This is a genomic window from Microbulbifer sp. MCCC 1A16149 (genome assembly GCF_050368945.1).
Lineage (GTDB): Bacteria > Pseudomonadota > Gammaproteobacteria > Pseudomonadales > Cellvibrionaceae > Microbulbifer.
This window is the reverse complement of record NZ_CP185959.1, coordinates 4026402-4042149: the sequence shown is the minus strand read 5'-3', so window position 1 is coordinate 4042149 and position 15748 is coordinate 4026402. Positions and strand designations below refer to the sequence as shown.

Genomic DNA, 15748 nt, shown 5'->3' with positions numbered 1-15748 from the left:
GGGGGTTCGGGTGTACAACAGCAGAGGAGGGTGGGACCCTGCTCAAACCTAATAATGCTACACGGAAATAAAGAGACGATTCTCATGAACAAAACTTCTTTGGCTGCTGCGATTGCACTGGGTGTTGCACTGGCTGGCTGTAACAAACAGGAGTCCGCCGACTCCGCCGATATCAAGCTCGAGTCCCAAGAGCAGAAAGTCAGCTATATCATTGCCGAAGATATGGCCAATCGCCTCAAGAGCCAGGACGTTGCCCTGGATCCGAAAATTGTCGCCATGGCCCTGAACGATGTGGCCAGCGGCCGTGAATCCCGCCTGAGTGAAGAAGAGAAGAAGTCCGTCATTCAGGTATTCCAGGAAAACATGCAGGCCAAGCAGAAAGAGCTGATGGCCAAGCAGGAAGCTGACTTTAAAGCCTCTGCGGACAAGAACCTGGAAGAAGGTAAAAAGTTCCTGGAAGAGAACGCCAAGAAAGAAGGCGTACAGACCACTGACTCCGGCCTTCAGTACAAAGTGATCACAGAAGGCTCTGGTGCTAGCCCCAGCGAAACCAGCGTTGTTGAGGTGGACTACAAGGGCACCCTGATCGACGGTACCGAGTTCGACAGCTCTTACAAAAACGGCAAGCCGGTTCAGTTTCCGGTGAATGGCGTGATCAAGGGCTGGACCGAAGCCCTGCAGCTGATGAAAGAAGGCGCTAAGTGGGAGCTGTATATTCCGTCTGACCTGGCCTACGGCCCGGGCGGTGCGGGCGGCCTGATCGGCCCTAACTCCACCCTGATTTTCGAAGTGGAACTGCACAAGGCCGACATCAGCAACGATGAAGGCGCGGCGGAAGAAGAAGCGGTGGAAGAAGATTCCGCGCAGTAACAGCGCTCAGCGCGACCGCTAAGGTCGAGCGCTAAATAAAAAAGGGGCCTCGCGGCCCCTTTTTTATTGCCTGCCTGAAATCAAAATCAGGCCAGTTGATTCTTGTGCGCCGTGTGCAGGGTATCGATCATGCGATCCTCGGCGGCAAAGCGGGTCTCCAGTGCAACGCCGAGTTCGGAGAGATCCTTGGACAGGGATTCCAGGTCGTCGGTCTCCTGGTATTTGTCGTTGAAGTCGACGGCAATGTCGGTGGTCGCGTCGATTTCCCGATACAGGGATTTTGCCTGCTGCAGACCCTCGGCATCGCCAAATGCCTGACCCTCTTGGATAAGTTGGTCGTAAATTTCGAAGTGCCCGGCAGATATATAATCCACCAGCTGCTGACACAGGGTGCGTACGCTGGCTTCGGCTTCCTTGTCGCCGTCGGCGATTTCTTTCTTTTCCGACAGGTGGCAGAAGCTGACCAGCAGCAACTGTCGCGAGTGCAGCCAGCGGTCGATGATCTGGCTTACGCCGCCCCAGCGCTCCTGCGCACTTTTACAGTTCTCCAACATCTCCAAGATTCCTTTTTTGACTTCTACAACTGCGTCTTAGGAATGTAGAAGCTTCTGCCGCCGTGGGCAAGGACGACGCCGCATTAAACGCCAGAAAGAGACATCTGTCGGTAGCACCGTGAAAGAATGGGAATAATCGGTCAAAAAGTTGCGACCAGCGGTAACACCAGCGCGGTCAGGGCGCCGCACAGCCCCATGGCCAGCGCGGAGAAGGCGCCGCACAGGGCGCTGATTTCCAGCGCGCGCGCAGTGCCAATTGCGTGGGCATTGATACCGAGGCTGAATCCCAGGACCCGCTCATCGGTCACGTTCAGCCGGCGCAGAATACTGGGGCCGAATACCGCACCGATAACCCCGGTAAAGGCGACCACACCAGCGGCCAGGCTCTGGATGCCGTGCAGCTCCTGCGCCAGGGCCAGTGCCACCGGGGTGGTGACTGATTTGGTAGTGAGCGCAATCAATACCGTGCGGCTGCCTCCCAGCAGGACGGCGATCAGCACCGCGACCAGCGGTGCCAGTATCGCGCCCACCAGCAGTCCCAGCATCAGCGGCCAGCCCGCCCGGCGCACCATCGCCAGATTCTGTTTGAGGGGAATAGCCAGGGCCACAATGGCGGGTCCCAGCAACAGGTACAGCAGGCCGCTGCCGCGCTGGTAGCCCTCAAAGTTCACGCCCAGCAGCCACAGGGTGGCGAAGACCAGCAGGCTGGCGCCAATCACCGGGTGCAGCAGCGGGCTGCCGCTGCGGCGATAGAGTTGCAGTCCGACCCAGAAGGCGATGGCGTTGAGGGGCAGGATGACCAGCGGGTGGGCGGCGGAGAGAGGCTCGAAAAAATCACCTGCTACCTGCTGGGCCTGGGTGAGCCAGCGCTGCCACTCACTCCACATGCACATTTCCTGCGCGCACCGCGGCGCGCTGCAGCAGTCGCTGCAACAGTAGTGCGGTGAGGGTAAAGCTGATGAGGGTGCCCACCAGCATGGCGATGGCGAGGGTGAGCCAGTCGCGGATGGCGAGCTCCTGCAGGAAATAGATCCCCACGGTGGCGGGAAGCAGGATCAGCACCAGCATGCGCAGAATCAATACCGCGACTTCTGCCAGACCGCGCGGTATGCGGCCGTAGATCACCAGTGCCAGCAACAGCAGCAGCATTCCCACAACCGGCCCGGGCACCGGCAGGGAGAAGGCGGTGCTGAGGCTGCGGCCGGCGAGATCAAAGCCCAGCAGCAGCCCTGCCCCCATCAGCCAGCGCGGGAATGCTTTCAGTAGCGACATGGCTCAGTGTTTGCGGAATGCCTGCCAGGCGCCAAACAGGATCAGGCCGATGAAGCCCACCGCGGCCCAGCCGGCAATGGAGAGACCGAGCAGGGTCCACTGCACTTCGGCACAATTGCCGTCGCCGGTGAGCAGGGTTTTGATCACTTCAGCCATGGGGAATGAGTCGATCATGTAGCTGATACCGGGGCCGCAGGCGGGCACCTGGTCTTCCGGCAGGCTCTGCAGCCACAGCTGGCGGCCGGAGAAATACAGGCCGCCGATAGCCCACAGGGAGACCAGCAGGCCGTAGATGCGCCGCCCGATCTGGTTGACCCCATTGGGGTTGTGCAGGAAGGCGATCAGGGAGGTGAGGCCGACGCCGAGAAACATGACCCGCTGGGTGATACACAGTGGGCAGGGTTCGAGGCCCTGGACATATTCCAGATAAAACGCGACACCGAGTACAAAGACAACGGCGAGGAACATAAGCAGAAAGGTGTAGCGAGGGCTTGGCAGGGTCATGTGATTATTTTCCGGGGTATTTCTTTTTAATTCGTTACTGGCGGAATGTTTGTTGTCGGAACAGTTCGGCCTGTTGCGACAAGTCGGTAAACACCCGTTGAAAGTCCTGTTCCAGCGCTTCGTTATCGGCCAGCAGCAGTGGCAGGATATCTGCCAGTGGCTGCGGGCGCCGCAGGCGCATGCCGACCCGTTCCAGGGTGCGCTGGATGACATCTACCTCGCGGTAGCCGGGCAGCAGTTTAAATTGCTCGGCGCGCTGAATAAATGCCTGTGCGTTGTCGGGTATCCATTGGCGGCGCTTGTGGAAGTTTGACCAGCAGTTCCGGGTGAAGGTTTCCAGGGATTGCGGGTGCCAGTTCTGCCATTGTTTGGCGAGCAGGTGGTCGAACCAGATATCCAGGGCGATGCCGCCGAGTCGCCGCCACTGGGGGCCGAGACGGTGGAGTGCTTCGAGATAGGCGGGATGGCGGTCGCTCAACAGATCGATGCGCCGGTGCAGGCGCATGCCGTCTTCAATGGCCTGAGGGCGTTCGCCCTTGAGCGGGCCTTTGACGAAATCGCCCAGTAACCCGCCCAGTTGCCAGTCCGGGTCCGGACCGGAGAGAAGCAGGTGGGCGAGGTAGTTCATGGCGGCACTCTTAGAATAAGTACTGTGGCGGTACCGCAACCGGGTGCTGGTGCGTGAGACACGCCGTAAACCCATCCCTGGGGGCTCTGCAAAAACATCCTGTTTTTGAAGGTCTCACGCACCAGCACCCGGCAGCGGCACCTTCGATTCCGGTTATAAACCTTTCTGACAGAAGGTGTACTGGGCGTAATACTGCCCGAGAAAATCCTCGAACGTCCCCGTGTCTGCGGCTTCAACCGCGGCCTGCTGCTGCAGGGATTCCTCGGCCAGGCGCTGGTATTCCGCCTGTTCTGCCTCACTCAGCGGGCGCTCGAGGAAGTACTGGCGGTGTTGCTCGGCCTTGGCCTGGGCCCACTGGAAGAAGGTCTGCTTGTGCTCGTGCATTTCCGCGAGCATCTGCGCCGCCGGGGTCGGGACCTTGCCATCGATCTTGTCGCGCTGGGCGGATACGGCGCGCTGGTAATCGTGACTCTCCCAGGTGCTGTCGAGCAGCTCTGCCATGGGGCTGATTTCGTCGAGCAGCTCCGAGGCCCAGTCGGTGAGCTTGCGCTCGCTGCCGTTGTGCACCAGCTGGATTTCCGGGTCGCGCCCCTGATAGACGATGCGCGACTGGTTTTCCTGGATTGCGCGGTAGTCGGCGTCATCCGCCTGCGGGCTGTCGCTGAGCAGGCAGTGCAGCAGGAAGGCGTCGATAAAGCGCATTTGCGGGGCTTCGACGCCGAGGGGCACGAAGGGGTTGAGGTCCAGACAGCGCACCTCGATATATTCGACACCGCGGGCGTCCAGTGCGGAGAGCGCGGTCTCACCCATGCCCGCCGGGTTTTTCGGGCGGATCGGGGAGTAGAATTCGTTTTCGATCTGCAGCAGGCCGGTGGAGAGCTGCTGGTACTCGCCGTTGGCATCTTTCACGCCCTGCTCATGGTAGGGCGGATAGGGTCGGCTGATGGCCGCGCACAGGGTGGTCAGATAGCTGGACAAGTCGTTGTAGCAGACGATCAGGGATTTCTGTGCGTCGCTGGTATAGCCGAGGTCGCCCATGCGCAGGGAGGTGGCCTGCGGGGCATACAGACTGCGGCCATCGCCGTCGAATGACTGCAGCTTGTGCTCGCGATCCTGCACAAAGGTGCCGCACACCGCGGGAGCGGCGCCGAACAGGTAAATCAGCAGCCAGTAGTGGCGACGGAAGTTGCGGATCAGGTCGAAGTAGCGGCGGGTTTTGAAATCCTGCAGCGATTCGTCACTGCCCTCTTTCGCTTGTAGCCACTGCCAGAAACTGTCCGGCAGGGAGAAGTTGTAATGGATCCCGGCAATGGTCTGCATGGCGCGGCCGTAGCGCAGGCCGAGGCCGAGCCGGTAAATGGTTTTCATGGTGCCGCTGTGGGAGCTGCCATAGCGGGCTACGGGAATGTCTTCATCGCGGCCAATACGGCCGGGCATGCTGTTGACCCACAGGCGCTCGTCGCCGATCTGGCTGTAGGTGTAGCGATGGATCTGGTCGAGCTTTTCCAGCGCCTGTTCCGGCGTGGCTACCGGCGGCGTGATGAACTCGAGCAGGGCTTCGGCGAAGTCGGTGGTGATGCACTCGTGGGTGAGTGCGGAACCGAGGCCGCGGGGGTGCTCGGTATGTGCCAATTCGCCCTCGGGGGATACCCGCAGGCTTTCTTTTTCGATGCCGCGGCGAATGCCCTTTAACAGAGCTAAAGCTTCCGGCTGGGCCAGTTCGGCCAGGTTGAACGTGGTCACTGGGATCTCCTGTGGGCAGCCGGTCGGCTAACGGGCCGGGTTGCCGCAAACCGGATGGTTTACGCATCCGGCCTAAATGGGGGCGCAGCGCGACAACTCAAGGGGTATCAACCACTGGCTCGATGTGCGCGCGTACTGTGGGATTGTCAGGCCTGGCCAGTAATGGCTTCCGGGGGCTGGTTGGGCTCCACTTCCGGGGTGGTGCCGGGGAACTGATCCGGGTTCACCTCTGGCTGGGGTTGCGGCTCGACTTCCGGTGCCGGTTGCGGGTCCGCTTCCGGGTTGTGTTCCGGCGGCGTCTCGCTCGGGTCCGGTTGCGGCAGCTCTTCCGGATCTCCCGCAGTGATCCCCCCTTCAGTGGCGAGCAGTGGCTCGTCGCTCAGGGCATCGGCGGGAATCTGGGGGTGCTTTTTCGTGTCCAGCGCACACTCGAGCAGTTCGATGCGCAGGGTGACATCGCGAGTGTTGGCCTCGAACATCTGGTTGATGGCGACATCTTTGTGTTCGGTGCGGAACAGCTTGGTGCTCTCGCGGCCATCGATCCACTCGTTGCTCTTGCTTAAAAACTGCTGGTGCTGGTTGGTCAGCACATAGACGTGACTCATGCGTGGGGACATCTTTGCTCAGACATGGGGGCAGTTTAGCGGCGGTAGGGGGGAGGCTCAAGCGAACGGGTGTCTGATGGTCCTGTGGCGGTGGCGATGCGGGGTACAGCTTTGCGAGACACGCCGTGAACCCATCCCTGGGGGCTCTTCTAAAACGTCCCTGTTTTAGAAGGTCTCGCAAAGCTGTACCCCGTATCGCCACCTTCGCTGGACGTCCGGAATAGATCTCTCGGTGATTACAGCGTCTTCAGCGGATAGTGCGCCGGATATGGCAAGCGTGCGGCGCCGCTGTCCACCGCGGCGCGCGCAACGGCTGCGGCCACTTCCGGCAACAGGCGCGGGTCGGTGGGCTTGGGCAGGATGTAATCGGACCCGAAGCTCAGCTCCACCCCGCCGTAACCTGCGCGCACTGCTTCCGGCACCTCCTCGCGTGCGATCTTGCGGATCGCCTCGATGGCGGCCAGCTTCATATCCTCGTTAATGCGCGTGGCGCGCACGTCCAGTGCACCGCGGAAGATGAACGGGAAGCACAGTACGTTGTTCACCTGGTTCGGATAGTCCGAGCGGCCGGTGGCCATGATCAGGTCGTCGCGGGTGGCGTGGGCCAGTTCCGGGGCGATTTCCGGGTTGGGGTTGGAGCAGGCGAAGACCACCGGATTGGGGGCCATATGTGCCAGTTGTTCCGCGCTCAGCAGGTCCGGGCCGGATACGCCGAGGAATACATCGGCGCCTTCGATGGCGTCGTCCAGGGTGCGCATTTCGGTATCCCGCGCCCATTCCCCTTTGTAGGCGTTGATGTCGCTGCGACCGGAGTGAATCACACCGCGGCTGTCGAGCATGGTGATCTGGTCTTTCTTGGCGCCGGCGGCCAGCAGCAGCTTGCAGCAGGCAGTAGCGGCCGCACCCGCGCCGAGGCATACGATGCGCACGTCTTCGATCGTTTTACCCTGGATCTCCAGCGCGTTGAGCATACCGGCCACGGTGACGATGGCGGTGCCGTGCTGGTCGTCGTGGAATACGGGTACCGAGCAGCGCTCGATCAGGGTTTCCTCGATGTGGAAACACTCCGGTGCCTTGATGTCTTCCAGATTGATGCCGCCAAAGGTGTTGGCGATGGCCGCGACTGTCTCGATGAAACGTTCGGGACTGGGGCAGTCCACTTCAATATCCACCGAGTTGATGTCGGCAAACCGTTTGAACAGCAGCGATTTACCTTCCATTACCGGCTTGGAGGCCAGCGGCCCCAGGTTGCCGAGACCGAGGATGGCGCTGCCATTGGAGATCACTGCCACCAGGTTGCCCTTGCCGGTATACAGGTAGGCGGCTTCGGGATCTTTGGCGATTTCGCGCACCGGCTCTGCCACGCCCGGACTGTAGGCCAGGGACAGGTCTTCCTGGGTTTGTGCAGGGGTTGTGAGCTCCACCGAAAGTTTGCCCGGTGTCGGCATGGCATGATAATCGAGCGCTGCCTGGCGCAAGGAGTCGGTCATCAGGATGTCATCTCTATAGGTTTGGAATGCGGCCGGCACTGGTTGGGCGGGCGGCAATTTACAGCGGATTTTTGATTTTATTGTGGGGGCAGGAGGACGCCCCTATCCGAGGCGCGAAGGATAACCGAGACGACTGGATATCCACAAGCTCAAAAACTGAACGCCCCAGTTAATTTCTACTAATTTCGATAGTAAATTCAGAATCTGACGCAATAAACCAACGTTTATTCTCCCTATTGCGGGATGAATATTTCCTGCCTCGGTCCACCAGCCAGCCTTTCACCACTATTTGACGCCCTTGCCAATTGCGCCCGTTTCGGTGGCCATAATCCCGTTTCGGATCCAGGCGCACCGCTACCGGGCCGTCCAGTTCCAGCCACAGGAAGCGGTTGCGATCGGTTTTCTCCACCCTGCCGGTAAGCAGCACAAAGCCGCCATCTCCCGGTCGCACCTGGGAGGCTTCGAGCACCGGCCATACCCCCGGGGCCCAGACGCCGCGCTGGTACTCCCGGGCGCGCTCCTCGCGGCTGGCAAGGCACTCGGCGAGACTGAGATTGGGCGCGACCGCGATGTGGAAGGCGAGGCCGGCGGAGAGCAGCGCGGATTCGAGGCTGTCGCCACGGTGGTTGTAGACATGTGCGAGCAGGCGGCCGTGGTTGTCGTAGCGGTCCTTGTCGTACACCAGTTCCAGGTCTCCCCCGGCCAGGAAGCGCTCGGTGAACTCCTTCGCCTCCTGCGCCAGCGGCTGTGCGCGGCGCCGGCCGTGGGCCAGCTCCGGTGTGTTGACGCCGATAAGGCGCACCCGGCGGCCGTCTTTAAGGCGCAGGGTATCGCCGTCCACCACCCTCTTGAGCGCGACCAGTTCGTCCGCCTCGCCCAGTACGCAGTCGGCGAACACCCGCGCCGGCAGCAGCGCGCTGATAAACAGAAACAGGCAGGCACAAAAAAAGACGCCGAGGGAGGCCCTGGGCGTCTTTTTCTTCGCTGCCGGAATCACACAAGCCATTCCGGTGCGCGGCTCGGCGGCACTTACTTGGAAATGCGGCTGCCGAAGCGCTTCTTGAAGCGGTCTACGCGGCCGCCGGTGCTCGCTTCGCGCTGCTTGCCGGTGTAGAACGGGTGGCAGTTTGCGCAAACGTCCAGCTGGATGTCCTTGCCCAGAGTGGAACCCATTTTGTAGGAGTTGCCACAGGAGCAGGTCGCGGTGATTTCGCTGTAATTCGGGTGGATATCGGTTTTCATGATGGCCTCTTTTCGACACCGCCACCCAGTCTTTCGCTGAGCACGGAATCGTCTTTGGTGCAGGGGTCTTCACCCCGGGCTGTTTAAAAAGTCGGCGCATACTATCAGATTAGCCCGGCGATTCAAGCGCAAATGCGGCTGCGGGGCCGTCGCGGCGCGAGACCCCGCCAGCCGGGGCTCAGCCACCGGTGCCGCTGGTGTCGATCAACGCCTGCAGAGCGGTCATATGCCCGTTCAGGGCAGTGCGACCGGCAGGTGTCAGCTGATACCAGGTGGTCGGCTTGCGCTCGACAAAATCCTTGCGTGCTGCAATATAGCCGCGATCTTCCAGTTTGCGTAACTGCGCCCCCAGATTGCCATCGGTAGCCTGTAACTGGGACTTGAGGCGGGCGAAGGTGATTTCGCCGTGCTTGGCCAGCAGTACACAGGTGCCCAGGCGGAGGCGGTGCTCCAGCAGTGGATCCAGTGCGCTCAGCGCCTTCATTCTTTTGCCCCGGTATCCTGTGCCCTGAGTACCGCGCGGCGGCTAAAGCCTGCCCAGCACAGCGCCAGCCCCACGGTGATACCGGTGATGGTCCAGGAGTAAGGTGGCAGCAACACCACCATTACCCCGTAGGCCAGCAGCATCACAATGCCACACCACAGCAGTGGCCGTTCCAGGTGCACACCGGCCAGGCCGTAGGCGATACCGGTGATCAGCAGAAAATTCGCCCCGCCCATTTCCGGTGATACGCGCCCCAGCATCAGCGGCAGAAAGCACAACAGAAAGGCGGCACCGGCCAGCGACCAGTGCAGGCCGTAGCGCAGGCCCAGACGGCAGTCGTTAATCCCCTGCCGCCGGCTCTCGCGCGCGCCCAGGTACCAGCTGAACAGGCCGCCGCCGATCCCCGCCACCAGCCAGTAAATTCCCGCCAGCCGGGGAGCGAAATCCGGCAGGCTGAAGCCCACCGCAATCAGCAGGGCCCACAGAAAATACAGTGCCGGAATACCGCCGGCGGTAGCGTCTGCGCGCACCGCGCTGCTGATATAGTCCAGGTCACTCTGTAATTTGTTCACGTCCGTCATGTTCACCTCCCTTGTGGATATATTTTGGCGGGACGACTGTGGATAAGTCCCGTATGCGGATCGGCCCCGCCCTGCCTGCGAAATCTGATCAGGGGCGTGTCGGAGCCGATAGAGAACTCTAATATTTAGAGTTGATTTGTAGAGTACTTTAAATTTTAGAGTTGGCAACTGGAAGCGACGCCAAATGAGGCGTATAGGTGGTATTGCGCGCCAGTTTTTCGCCTTTAGCCGCTTCCGGTGGGAGCGCGAGCGCGAAATGGCGCGTAACCATCTACCACGTGGCATCGCGCCCTGCCACGTCGCAGTGCGGTAATGGCTGGCCATCGGTGATGGTGGTGCTGTACCCGGGGGCGCCAACCGGTACACTAGCGCGCTTTCGCGGCGCGAACGCGCGTACCTGATACCGGGCAGTTTGGGGGACAGATTGGAGCAAGCGGCGGCACACACAGTCGGAGTGCATGGCATCCTGCGATTGGCGGTGCCGGTACCGTTGCGTCGACTGTTCGACTATCTGCCGCCGCAAGGACTCACCGCGGAAGACCTGCGTCCCGGACAGCGTTACTGGGTGTCCTTTGGCAATCGCAACCTGATAGCCGTACTGGTGGAGGTGGTTTCCGACTCGCCGCTGGCGGAGCTGAAGCCCGCCCTGGAGCGGATCGACCGCCAGCCCATTTTTGACGATCGCAGCCGCGGCTTTCTGCATTGGGCTGCGGATTATTATCAGGCGCCGCTGGGCGAACTCTACGCGGCCGCACTGCCCGTAGCCCTGCGCAAGGGCAAGCCGGCGGATCACTGGGCCGAGCAGTGGCTCGAGCTCACTACCGAGGGCAAGGGGCTGCCGGAAACAGCGCTGGCGCGGGCCAGGAAACAGCAGGAATTGTTGCAGCTGTTGTTGCGCAGTGGGCGCCAGAGTCGCACCGCACTGAATGCCCGCGGGCTCAACAGCAGTGTGTGCAAGGCACTGATCGAGCGCGGGCTCGCGCGCTGGGTATCCGGGCCCACCGCACCACCGCCGTTGGAAGTGGTGGAACCGCGCCCGGCTCCGGAACTGAATGACGAGCAGCGCCAGGTGATCGACGGCGTGGCCGCCACCGGCTTCAGCGCCTCGCTACTCGAGGGCACGACCGGCAGTGGCAAGACCGAGGTTTACCTGCGCCTGATGGACCGCGCCCTGCAGCGGGGCCAGCAGGCGCTGCTGCTGGTGCCCGAGATTGGCCTGACGCCCCAGACCCTGCGCAGAATTGCCGCGCGCTTTCCCGACTTCCGTATCGCCGCCCTGCACTCCGGTCTCGCCGATGGTGAGCGCGCCCGCGCATGGCTGTCGGCGGCCAGCGGTGTGGCGGACATTGTGATCGGCACCCGCTCCGCCATTTTTACCCCGCTGCCGCGGCTGGGGGTGATTCTGATTGACGAGGAGCACGACGGCTCTTTCAAACAGCAGGACGGGGTGCGCTACTCCGCCCGCGACCTCTCGCTGGTCCTCGCCAAGCGCGCCGATGTGCCGGTATTGCTGGGTTCCGCCACCCCGTCGCTGGAGAGTCTGCACAACGCCCTGAGCGGGCGCTACCAGCACCTGCGTCTGCGCCAGCGCGCGGGCAATGCGCGTCCGCCGGAAATCAGCGTGGTACCGACGTTTCACCAACAGCTGCAGGAAGGATTTGCGCCACAGGTATTGCGGCATATCGGCGAAACCCTCAACCGTGGCGAACAGGCGCTGGTGTTTATCAATCGCCGCGGCTATTCCCCGGCGCTCACCTGCGACGACTGCGGCTGGCTCGCGGATTGCCCGCACTGCTCTGCCAAGCTCACCCTGCACCGCCGTCAGCGCCACCTGCGCTGTCACCACTGCGACTACCGCATGCGCGAGGTGCACAATTGCCCGCAGTGCCACAGCCGCAACCTGAATGCACTGGGTGCCGGCACCGAGCGCAGTGAGGACTTCCTTACCCATACCTTTGCGAATTTCCCGGTAATCCGCGTAGATCGCGATACAACCGCCAGCAAGCAGGCGCTGGACAAACTGCTGGAACCCGCGCGCAACGGGGAGCCCTGCCTGCTGCTCGGCACCCAGATGCTGGCCAAGGGCCACCACCTGCCGCGGGTCACCCTGGTGGTGATCCAGGATGCCGACGGCGGATTGTTCAGTGCCGACTTCCGCGCACCGGAACGCATGGGGCAGCTGCTCGAGCAGGTGGCCGGTCGCGCCGGCCGCGGCGACCTGCCGGGACACGTGCTGGTACAGAGCCGCTACCCGGAACATCCATTGCTGCAGCTGCTGCTGAACAAGGGCTACGGTGCCTTCGCTCGCCAGCTGATGGAAGAGCGCAAGATCGCCCAGCTGCCGCCGGCGCGGGCAATGGCGCTGGTGCGCGCCGAATGTGAGGAGCCGCGCTGGGCGGAGGAGTTTCTCAGCAGCGCGCGGGAATACCTGCAGGCTATGGCGCCGCCCTCCCCGGAGTTGCAGTATCTGGGACCGGTGCCGGCGCTGCTGGAGCGCAAGTCCGGACGCTTCCGTTTCTATGTGCAGATCACCGCCGACAAGCGCGGCTTGTTGCAGAAACTGCTCGCGCAATTCAGTAGCTGGGCCGAGGGCAACCGCAATCGGCGCATACGCTGGGCGATCGATATGGATGCCCAGGAATTATCGTAAACCCCGCACACAGCGCCCGGCGCAGCGGTTACAATTTCCCGTCCGCACAATAATCATCGAAGACTGAGAGAAGTGTCATGGCTCGCCGCAATACCCGCCGCCAACAATCCACCGGCAAACCCGCCTGGGTCTGGTTTGTACTGGGCAACTTCGTCGGTGGTTTCGCGGTGTTCGTATTCCTGCTGAATGACCTCAAGATCGAACAGGGCAAGGTTGCAGCCCGGGCCGACAAGCCCGCCGCCCGCGAGCCGGCACCTGCGGAAGCCAAGCCGCGCTTTGATTTCTACAAGTTGCTGGAAGAGAACGAAGTCAAAGTGCCCGAGCCGAAGAAGCAGCAGGCGAGAGTAAAAGCGGGAGAAGAGAAAAGCGGTGAAACCGCGCAGCGGGTAGAGCCAAAATCCGACCTGGTCTACATCCTCCAGGCTGCCAGCTTCCGCGACAAAGCCGAAGCCGATCGCCTGCGTGCACAGCTGATGCTCGCCAACCTGGACGTAAAGGTCGAATCTGCCACCGACACCCGCGGCACCTGGCACCGGGTACTCGTCGGCCCCTATACCAACCGCTCAAAAATGGCCGCCGCGCGCAGCGTGCTTGCGGAACACCGCCTGATGCCACTGGTGCTCAAGCGACCTGCCAAGGGCTGACCTCGCAGACTGCGGAGTCTAAACCTCGGTTTCCACCAGGCTGCGCGCGATCCGGTGCGCCACCGGCGCGATCAGTGAAATCAGCGGAAATGCCACCGCCCAGGCCACCAGCCCCGCGTGCAGCCAGCGGGACAGGAAACCCTCGGTCACCCCGGTATTGATGATCGTTATCACACCCGACATCAGTGTCGACATAAAGAACGACATAAAAAACGCGAACACCAGGGTGTAATAACGGGGCTTCAAACGGGCCACAGGCACTCTCCATCCAACCTCAGGAAGTAGCCGCGGAGTATAAAGCCGCACCCCCCAAGTTGAAATCTTGCCCCTTCGACCACACTTAGTGCTCTTGAAATGTAAAACGCAGAGGCACACGTGGAACAATATCGCGGTACAACCATTCTCTCCGTCCGCCGGGGCGGCAAAGTCGTCATCGGCGGTGACGGTCAGGTTTCCATGGGCAACACCATCATGAAAGGCAACGCCCGCAAGGTTCGCCGCCTCTACAACGACAAGGTCATCGCCGGATTTGCCGGCGGTACCGCCGACGCCTTCACCCTGTTTGAACGCTTCGAAGCCAAACTGCAGGCCCACAACGGCCAGCTCACACGCGCCGCCGTCGAACTCGCCAAAGACTGGCGTACCGATCGCGCCCTGCGCCGCCTGGAAGCCCTGCTCGCGGTTGCCGACGAAACCGCCAGCCTGATCGTGACCGGCAACGGCGACGTCATCCAGCCGGAGGATGACCTGATCGCCATCGGCTCCGGCGGCCCCTTCGCCCAGTCTGCAGCGCGCGCGCTACTCGATAACACCGAAATGGATGCGCGCAGCATCGTCGAGCAGGGATTGAAAATTGCCGGTGATATCTGCGTGTACACCAACCACAACAATACGATTGAAGAACTGAATTACTAAGTTAAGAACCAATTAACTTACGAAGTAATTCACCAAAAATTGAAGGCGGGGCACCGGGTACTGGCTTTTGAAAGCGTCGGCGACAGGGACGTCGCCGACGCAGCGTACAGGGATGTATTAACAGCGGTTTCAAAAACCAGTACCCGGTGCCCCGCCGCCACCGAACCAGCTTCAAAGCAACCGAAGCCGGAACGAAGCGACAAAAAATCCGAGTAAAGACCATGTCCATGACCCCCAGAGAAATCGTCCACGAACTCGATCGCCATATCGTTGGCCAGAACGACGCCAAGCGCGCCGTCGCCATCGCCCTGCGCAATCGCTGGCGTCGCATGCAGGTCAATGAAGAACTGCGCGCGGAAATTACCCCGAAAAACATCCTGATGATCGGCCCCACCGGCGTCGGTAAAACCGAAATCGCCCGTCGCCTCGCCAAGCTGGCCGGCGCGCCGTTTATCAAAGTCGAAGCCACCAAATTCACCGAAGTCGGCTACGTCGGCCGCGACGTCGAATCCATCGTCCGCGACCTCGTCGAAATGGCCATCAAACTCGAGCGCGAGCGCGCCACCGAAGGCGTCAAACAGCGCGCCATGGACGCCGCCGAAGACAGGGTGCTCGACGCCCTGCTGCCCCCCGCACGCAACACCGAGCCCAGCGAGAAAGACTCCAGCACCCGCCAGGTCTTCCGTAAAAAACTGCGCGAAGGTGAGCTCGACGACAAAGAGATCGAAATCGACGTCTCCGCCAACCCCATGGGTGTCGAAATCATGGCGCCTCCGGGCATGGAAGAAATGACCAACCAGCTACAGGGCATGTTCTCGAACATGTCCAAGGGCAAAACCCAGAAGCGCAAGCTCACCGTCAAGCAGGCACTCAAGCAGCTGACCGACGACGAAGCTTCCAAGCTGATCAACGACGAAGAAATCAAAACCAAAGCCATTCGTTCCGCAGAACAGAACGGCATCGTGTTTATTGACGAAATCGACAAGGTCGCCAAGCGCCAGGAAAGCGGCGGTGCCGACGTGTCCCGAGAAGGTGTACAGCGCGACCTGTTGCCACTGATCGAAGGCTGCACCGTCACCACCAAATACGGCATGATCAAAACAGACCATATTCTGTTTATTGCCTCCGGTGCCTTCCACCTGTCCAAGCCCTCGGACCTGATTCCCGAACTGCAGGGTCGTCTGCCAATTCGCGTGGAACTGAGCTCGCTGACCTCCCATGACTTCCAGCGCATCCTCACCGAACCCAGTGCCTCACTGACCGAACAGCAAAAGGCACTGATGGGCACCGAAGGAGTAAACCTGGAATTCTCCGAAGACGGCATCCGCCGGATTGCGGAAGTGGCATTTGAAGTGAACGAATCCACCGAAAATATCGGTGCCCGCCGCCTGCACACGGTTCTCGAAAGATTGCTTGAGGAAGTATCTTTTGCCGGCGGCGACGGCAATACCGCCGTAACCATCGATGCGGGCTACGTGGACGCGCAGCTCGGCGAGTTGAGCAAGGACGAAGACCTGTCCCGCTTTATTCTTTAATTGTCTATTTTTGCGAGAAGCGAAAAACAAT

The 15748-nt window shown here is 61.2% G+C and carries 18 protein-coding genes; 5 read left to right on the top strand and 13 right to left on the bottom strand.

The window, feature by feature from the left end; translation table 11 throughout:
- Positions 1-84 precede the first annotated feature (84 nt).
- Positions 85-870, top strand: coding sequence for an FKBP-type peptidyl-prolyl cis-trans isomerase (locus ACONT6_RS16695; RefSeq protein ID WP_181254905.1), 786 nt, complete (start codon positions 85-87; stop codon positions 868-870).
- An 86-nt stretch (positions 871-956) separates the two neighbouring features.
- On the opposite strand, the gene rsd is transcribed toward ACONT6_RS16695, so the two are convergent.
- From rsd to ACONT6_RS16635, 12 genes are all read right to left on the bottom strand, one after another.
- Positions 957-1424, bottom strand: a complete 468-nt coding sequence (gene rsd / locus ACONT6_RS16690) for a sigma D regulator (protein ID WP_428819542.1) — start codon at positions 1422-1424, stop codon at positions 957-959.
- A 140-nt stretch (positions 1425-1564) separates the two neighbouring features.
- Complete coding sequence (locus ACONT6_RS16685) at positions 1565-2311, bottom strand: LrgB family protein (RefSeq protein ID WP_428819541.1); 747 nt, start codon at positions 2309-2311, stop codon at positions 1565-1567.
- Positions 2301-2696 carry a CidA/LrgA family protein gene (locus tag ACONT6_RS16680; protein ID WP_428819540.1) on the bottom strand — a complete coding sequence of 132 codons (396 nt, stop codon included), beginning with the start codon at positions 2694-2696 and terminating at the stop codon, positions 2301-2303. Before ACONT6_RS16680 ends, ACONT6_RS16685 begins: the two co-directional genes overlap by 11 nt.
- 3 nt (positions 2697-2699) lie before the next feature.
- Positions 2700-3200, bottom strand: coding sequence for a disulfide bond formation protein B (locus ACONT6_RS16675; RefSeq protein WP_428819539.1), 501 nt, complete (start codon positions 3198-3200; stop codon positions 2700-2702).
- Positions 3201-3234: 34 nt separating this feature from the next.
- A complete protein-coding gene (locus ACONT6_RS16670) occupies positions 3235-3828 on the bottom strand; it encodes an ACP phosphodiesterase (protein WP_428819538.1) in 594 nt (197 codons plus the stop codon).
- A gap of 153 nt (positions 3829-3981) precedes the next feature.
- Complete coding sequence (gene gshA, locus ACONT6_RS16665) at positions 3982-5571, bottom strand: glutamate--cysteine ligase (RefSeq protein WP_428819537.1); 1590 nt, start codon at positions 5569-5571, stop codon at positions 3982-3984.
- A 146-nt stretch (positions 5572-5717) separates the two neighbouring features.
- Positions 5718-6176, bottom strand: a complete 459-nt coding sequence (locus ACONT6_RS16660; RefSeq protein WP_428819536.1) for a hypothetical protein — start codon at positions 6174-6176, stop codon at positions 5718-5720.
- A 236-nt stretch (positions 6177-6412) separates the two neighbouring features.
- Positions 6413-7666 carry a malic enzyme-like NAD(P)-binding protein gene (locus ACONT6_RS16655; protein WP_428819535.1) on the bottom strand — a complete coding sequence of 418 codons (1254 nt, stop codon included), beginning with the start codon at positions 7664-7666 and terminating at the stop codon, positions 6413-6415.
- Positions 7667-7835: 169 nt separating this feature from the next.
- On the bottom strand, positions 7836-8663 hold the full coding sequence (locus ACONT6_RS16650) for a thermonuclease family protein (RefSeq protein ID WP_428819534.1): 828 nt from the start codon (positions 8661-8663) through the stop codon (positions 7836-7838).
- 32 nt (positions 8664-8695) lie between these two features.
- Positions 8696-8908: a 50S ribosomal protein L31 gene (gene rpmE / locus ACONT6_RS16645; RefSeq protein WP_078082942.1), complete on the bottom strand. Its 213-nt coding sequence runs from the start codon at positions 8906-8908 to the stop codon at positions 8696-8698.
- Positions 8909-9086: 178 nt separating this feature from the next.
- Positions 9087-9392 carry a winged helix-turn-helix domain-containing protein gene (locus tag ACONT6_RS16640; RefSeq protein ID WP_428819533.1) on the bottom strand — a complete coding sequence of 102 codons (306 nt, stop codon included), beginning with the start codon at positions 9390-9392 and terminating at the stop codon, positions 9087-9089.
- On the bottom strand, positions 9389-9973 hold the full coding sequence (locus ACONT6_RS16635) for a hypothetical protein (protein WP_428819532.1): 585 nt from the start codon (positions 9971-9973) through the stop codon (positions 9389-9391). The genes ACONT6_RS16640 and ACONT6_RS16635 overlap by 4 nt, the downstream gene beginning before the upstream one ends.
- 454 nt (positions 9974-10427) lie before the next feature.
- On the opposite strand from ACONT6_RS16635, the gene ACONT6_RS16630 reads away from it, so the two are divergent.
- Both ACONT6_RS16630 and ACONT6_RS16625 read left to right on the top strand, forming a co-directional pair.
- Complete coding sequence (locus ACONT6_RS16630) at positions 10428-12623, top strand: primosomal protein N' (protein ID WP_428819531.1); 2196 nt, start codon at positions 10428-10430, stop codon at positions 12621-12623.
- 77 nt (positions 12624-12700) lie between these two features.
- Positions 12701-13267, top strand: coding sequence for an SPOR domain-containing protein (locus ACONT6_RS16625; protein WP_428819530.1), 567 nt, complete (start codon positions 12701-12703; stop codon positions 13265-13267).
- A gap of 18 nt (positions 13268-13285) precedes the next feature.
- On the opposite strand, the gene ACONT6_RS16620 is transcribed toward ACONT6_RS16625, so the two are convergent.
- On the bottom strand, positions 13286-13522 hold the full coding sequence (locus ACONT6_RS16620; RefSeq protein ID WP_428819529.1) for a DUF2798 domain-containing protein: 237 nt from the start codon (positions 13520-13522) through the stop codon (positions 13286-13288).
- 120 nt (positions 13523-13642) lie between these two features.
- On the opposite strand from ACONT6_RS16620, the gene hslV reads away from it, so the two are divergent.
- Both hslV and hslU read left to right on the top strand, forming a co-directional pair.
- Complete coding sequence (gene hslV / locus ACONT6_RS16615) at positions 13643-14182, top strand: ATP-dependent protease subunit HslV (protein ID WP_428819528.1); 540 nt, start codon at positions 13643-13645, stop codon at positions 14180-14182.
- 221 nt (positions 14183-14403) lie between these two features.
- On the top strand, positions 14404-15717 hold the full coding sequence (gene hslU, locus ACONT6_RS16610; protein WP_428819527.1) for an ATP-dependent protease ATPase subunit HslU: 1314 nt from the start codon (positions 14404-14406) through the stop codon (positions 15715-15717).
- The last annotated feature ends 31 nt before the right edge of the window (positions 15718-15748 follow it).

Coding starts and splice junctions, on each gene's coding strand:
- hslU (WP_428819527.1), top strand. CDS start 14,404: ATGTCCATGACCCCCAGAGAAATCGTCCACGAACTCGATCGCCATATC.
- ACONT6_RS16635 (WP_428819532.1), bottom strand. CDS start 9,973: ATGACGGACGTGAACAAATTACAGAGTGACCTGGACTATATCAGCAGC.
- ACONT6_RS16680 (WP_428819540.1), bottom strand. CDS start 2,696: ATGTCGCTACTGAAAGCATTCCCGCGCTGGCTGATGGGGGCAGGGCTG.
- ACONT6_RS16695 (WP_181254905.1), top strand. CDS start 85: ATGAACAAAACTTCTTTGGCTGCTGCGATTGCACTGGGTGTTGCACTG.
- rpmE (WP_078082942.1), bottom strand. CDS start 8,908: ATGAAAACCGATATCCACCCGAATTACAGCGAAATCACCGCGACCTGC.
- ACONT6_RS16625 (WP_428819530.1), top strand. CDS start 12,701: ATGGCTCGCCGCAATACCCGCCGCCAACAATCCACCGGCAAACCCGCC.
- ACONT6_RS16670 (WP_428819538.1), bottom strand. CDS start 3,828: ATGAACTACCTCGCCCACCTGCTTCTCTCCGGTCCGGACCCGGACTGG.
- ACONT6_RS16685 (WP_428819541.1), bottom strand. CDS start 2,311: ATGTGGAGTGAGTGGCAGCGCTGGCTCACCCAGGCCCAGCAGGTAGCA.
- rsd (WP_428819542.1), bottom strand. CDS start 1,424: ATGTTGGAGAACTGTAAAAGTGCGCAGGAGCGCTGGGGCGGCGTAAGC.
- ACONT6_RS16675 (WP_428819539.1), bottom strand. CDS start 3,200: ATGACCCTGCCAAGCCCTCGCTACACCTTTCTGCTTATGTTCCTCGCC.
- ACONT6_RS16640 (WP_428819533.1), bottom strand. CDS start 9,392: ATGAAGGCGCTGAGCGCACTGGATCCACTGCTGGAGCACCGCCTCCGC.
- ACONT6_RS16655 (WP_428819535.1), bottom strand. CDS start 7,666: ATGACCGACTCCTTGCGCCAGGCAGCGCTCGATTATCATGCCATGCCG.
- ACONT6_RS16660 (WP_428819536.1), bottom strand. CDS start 6,176: ATGAGTCACGTCTATGTGCTGACCAACCAGCACCAGCAGTTTTTAAGC.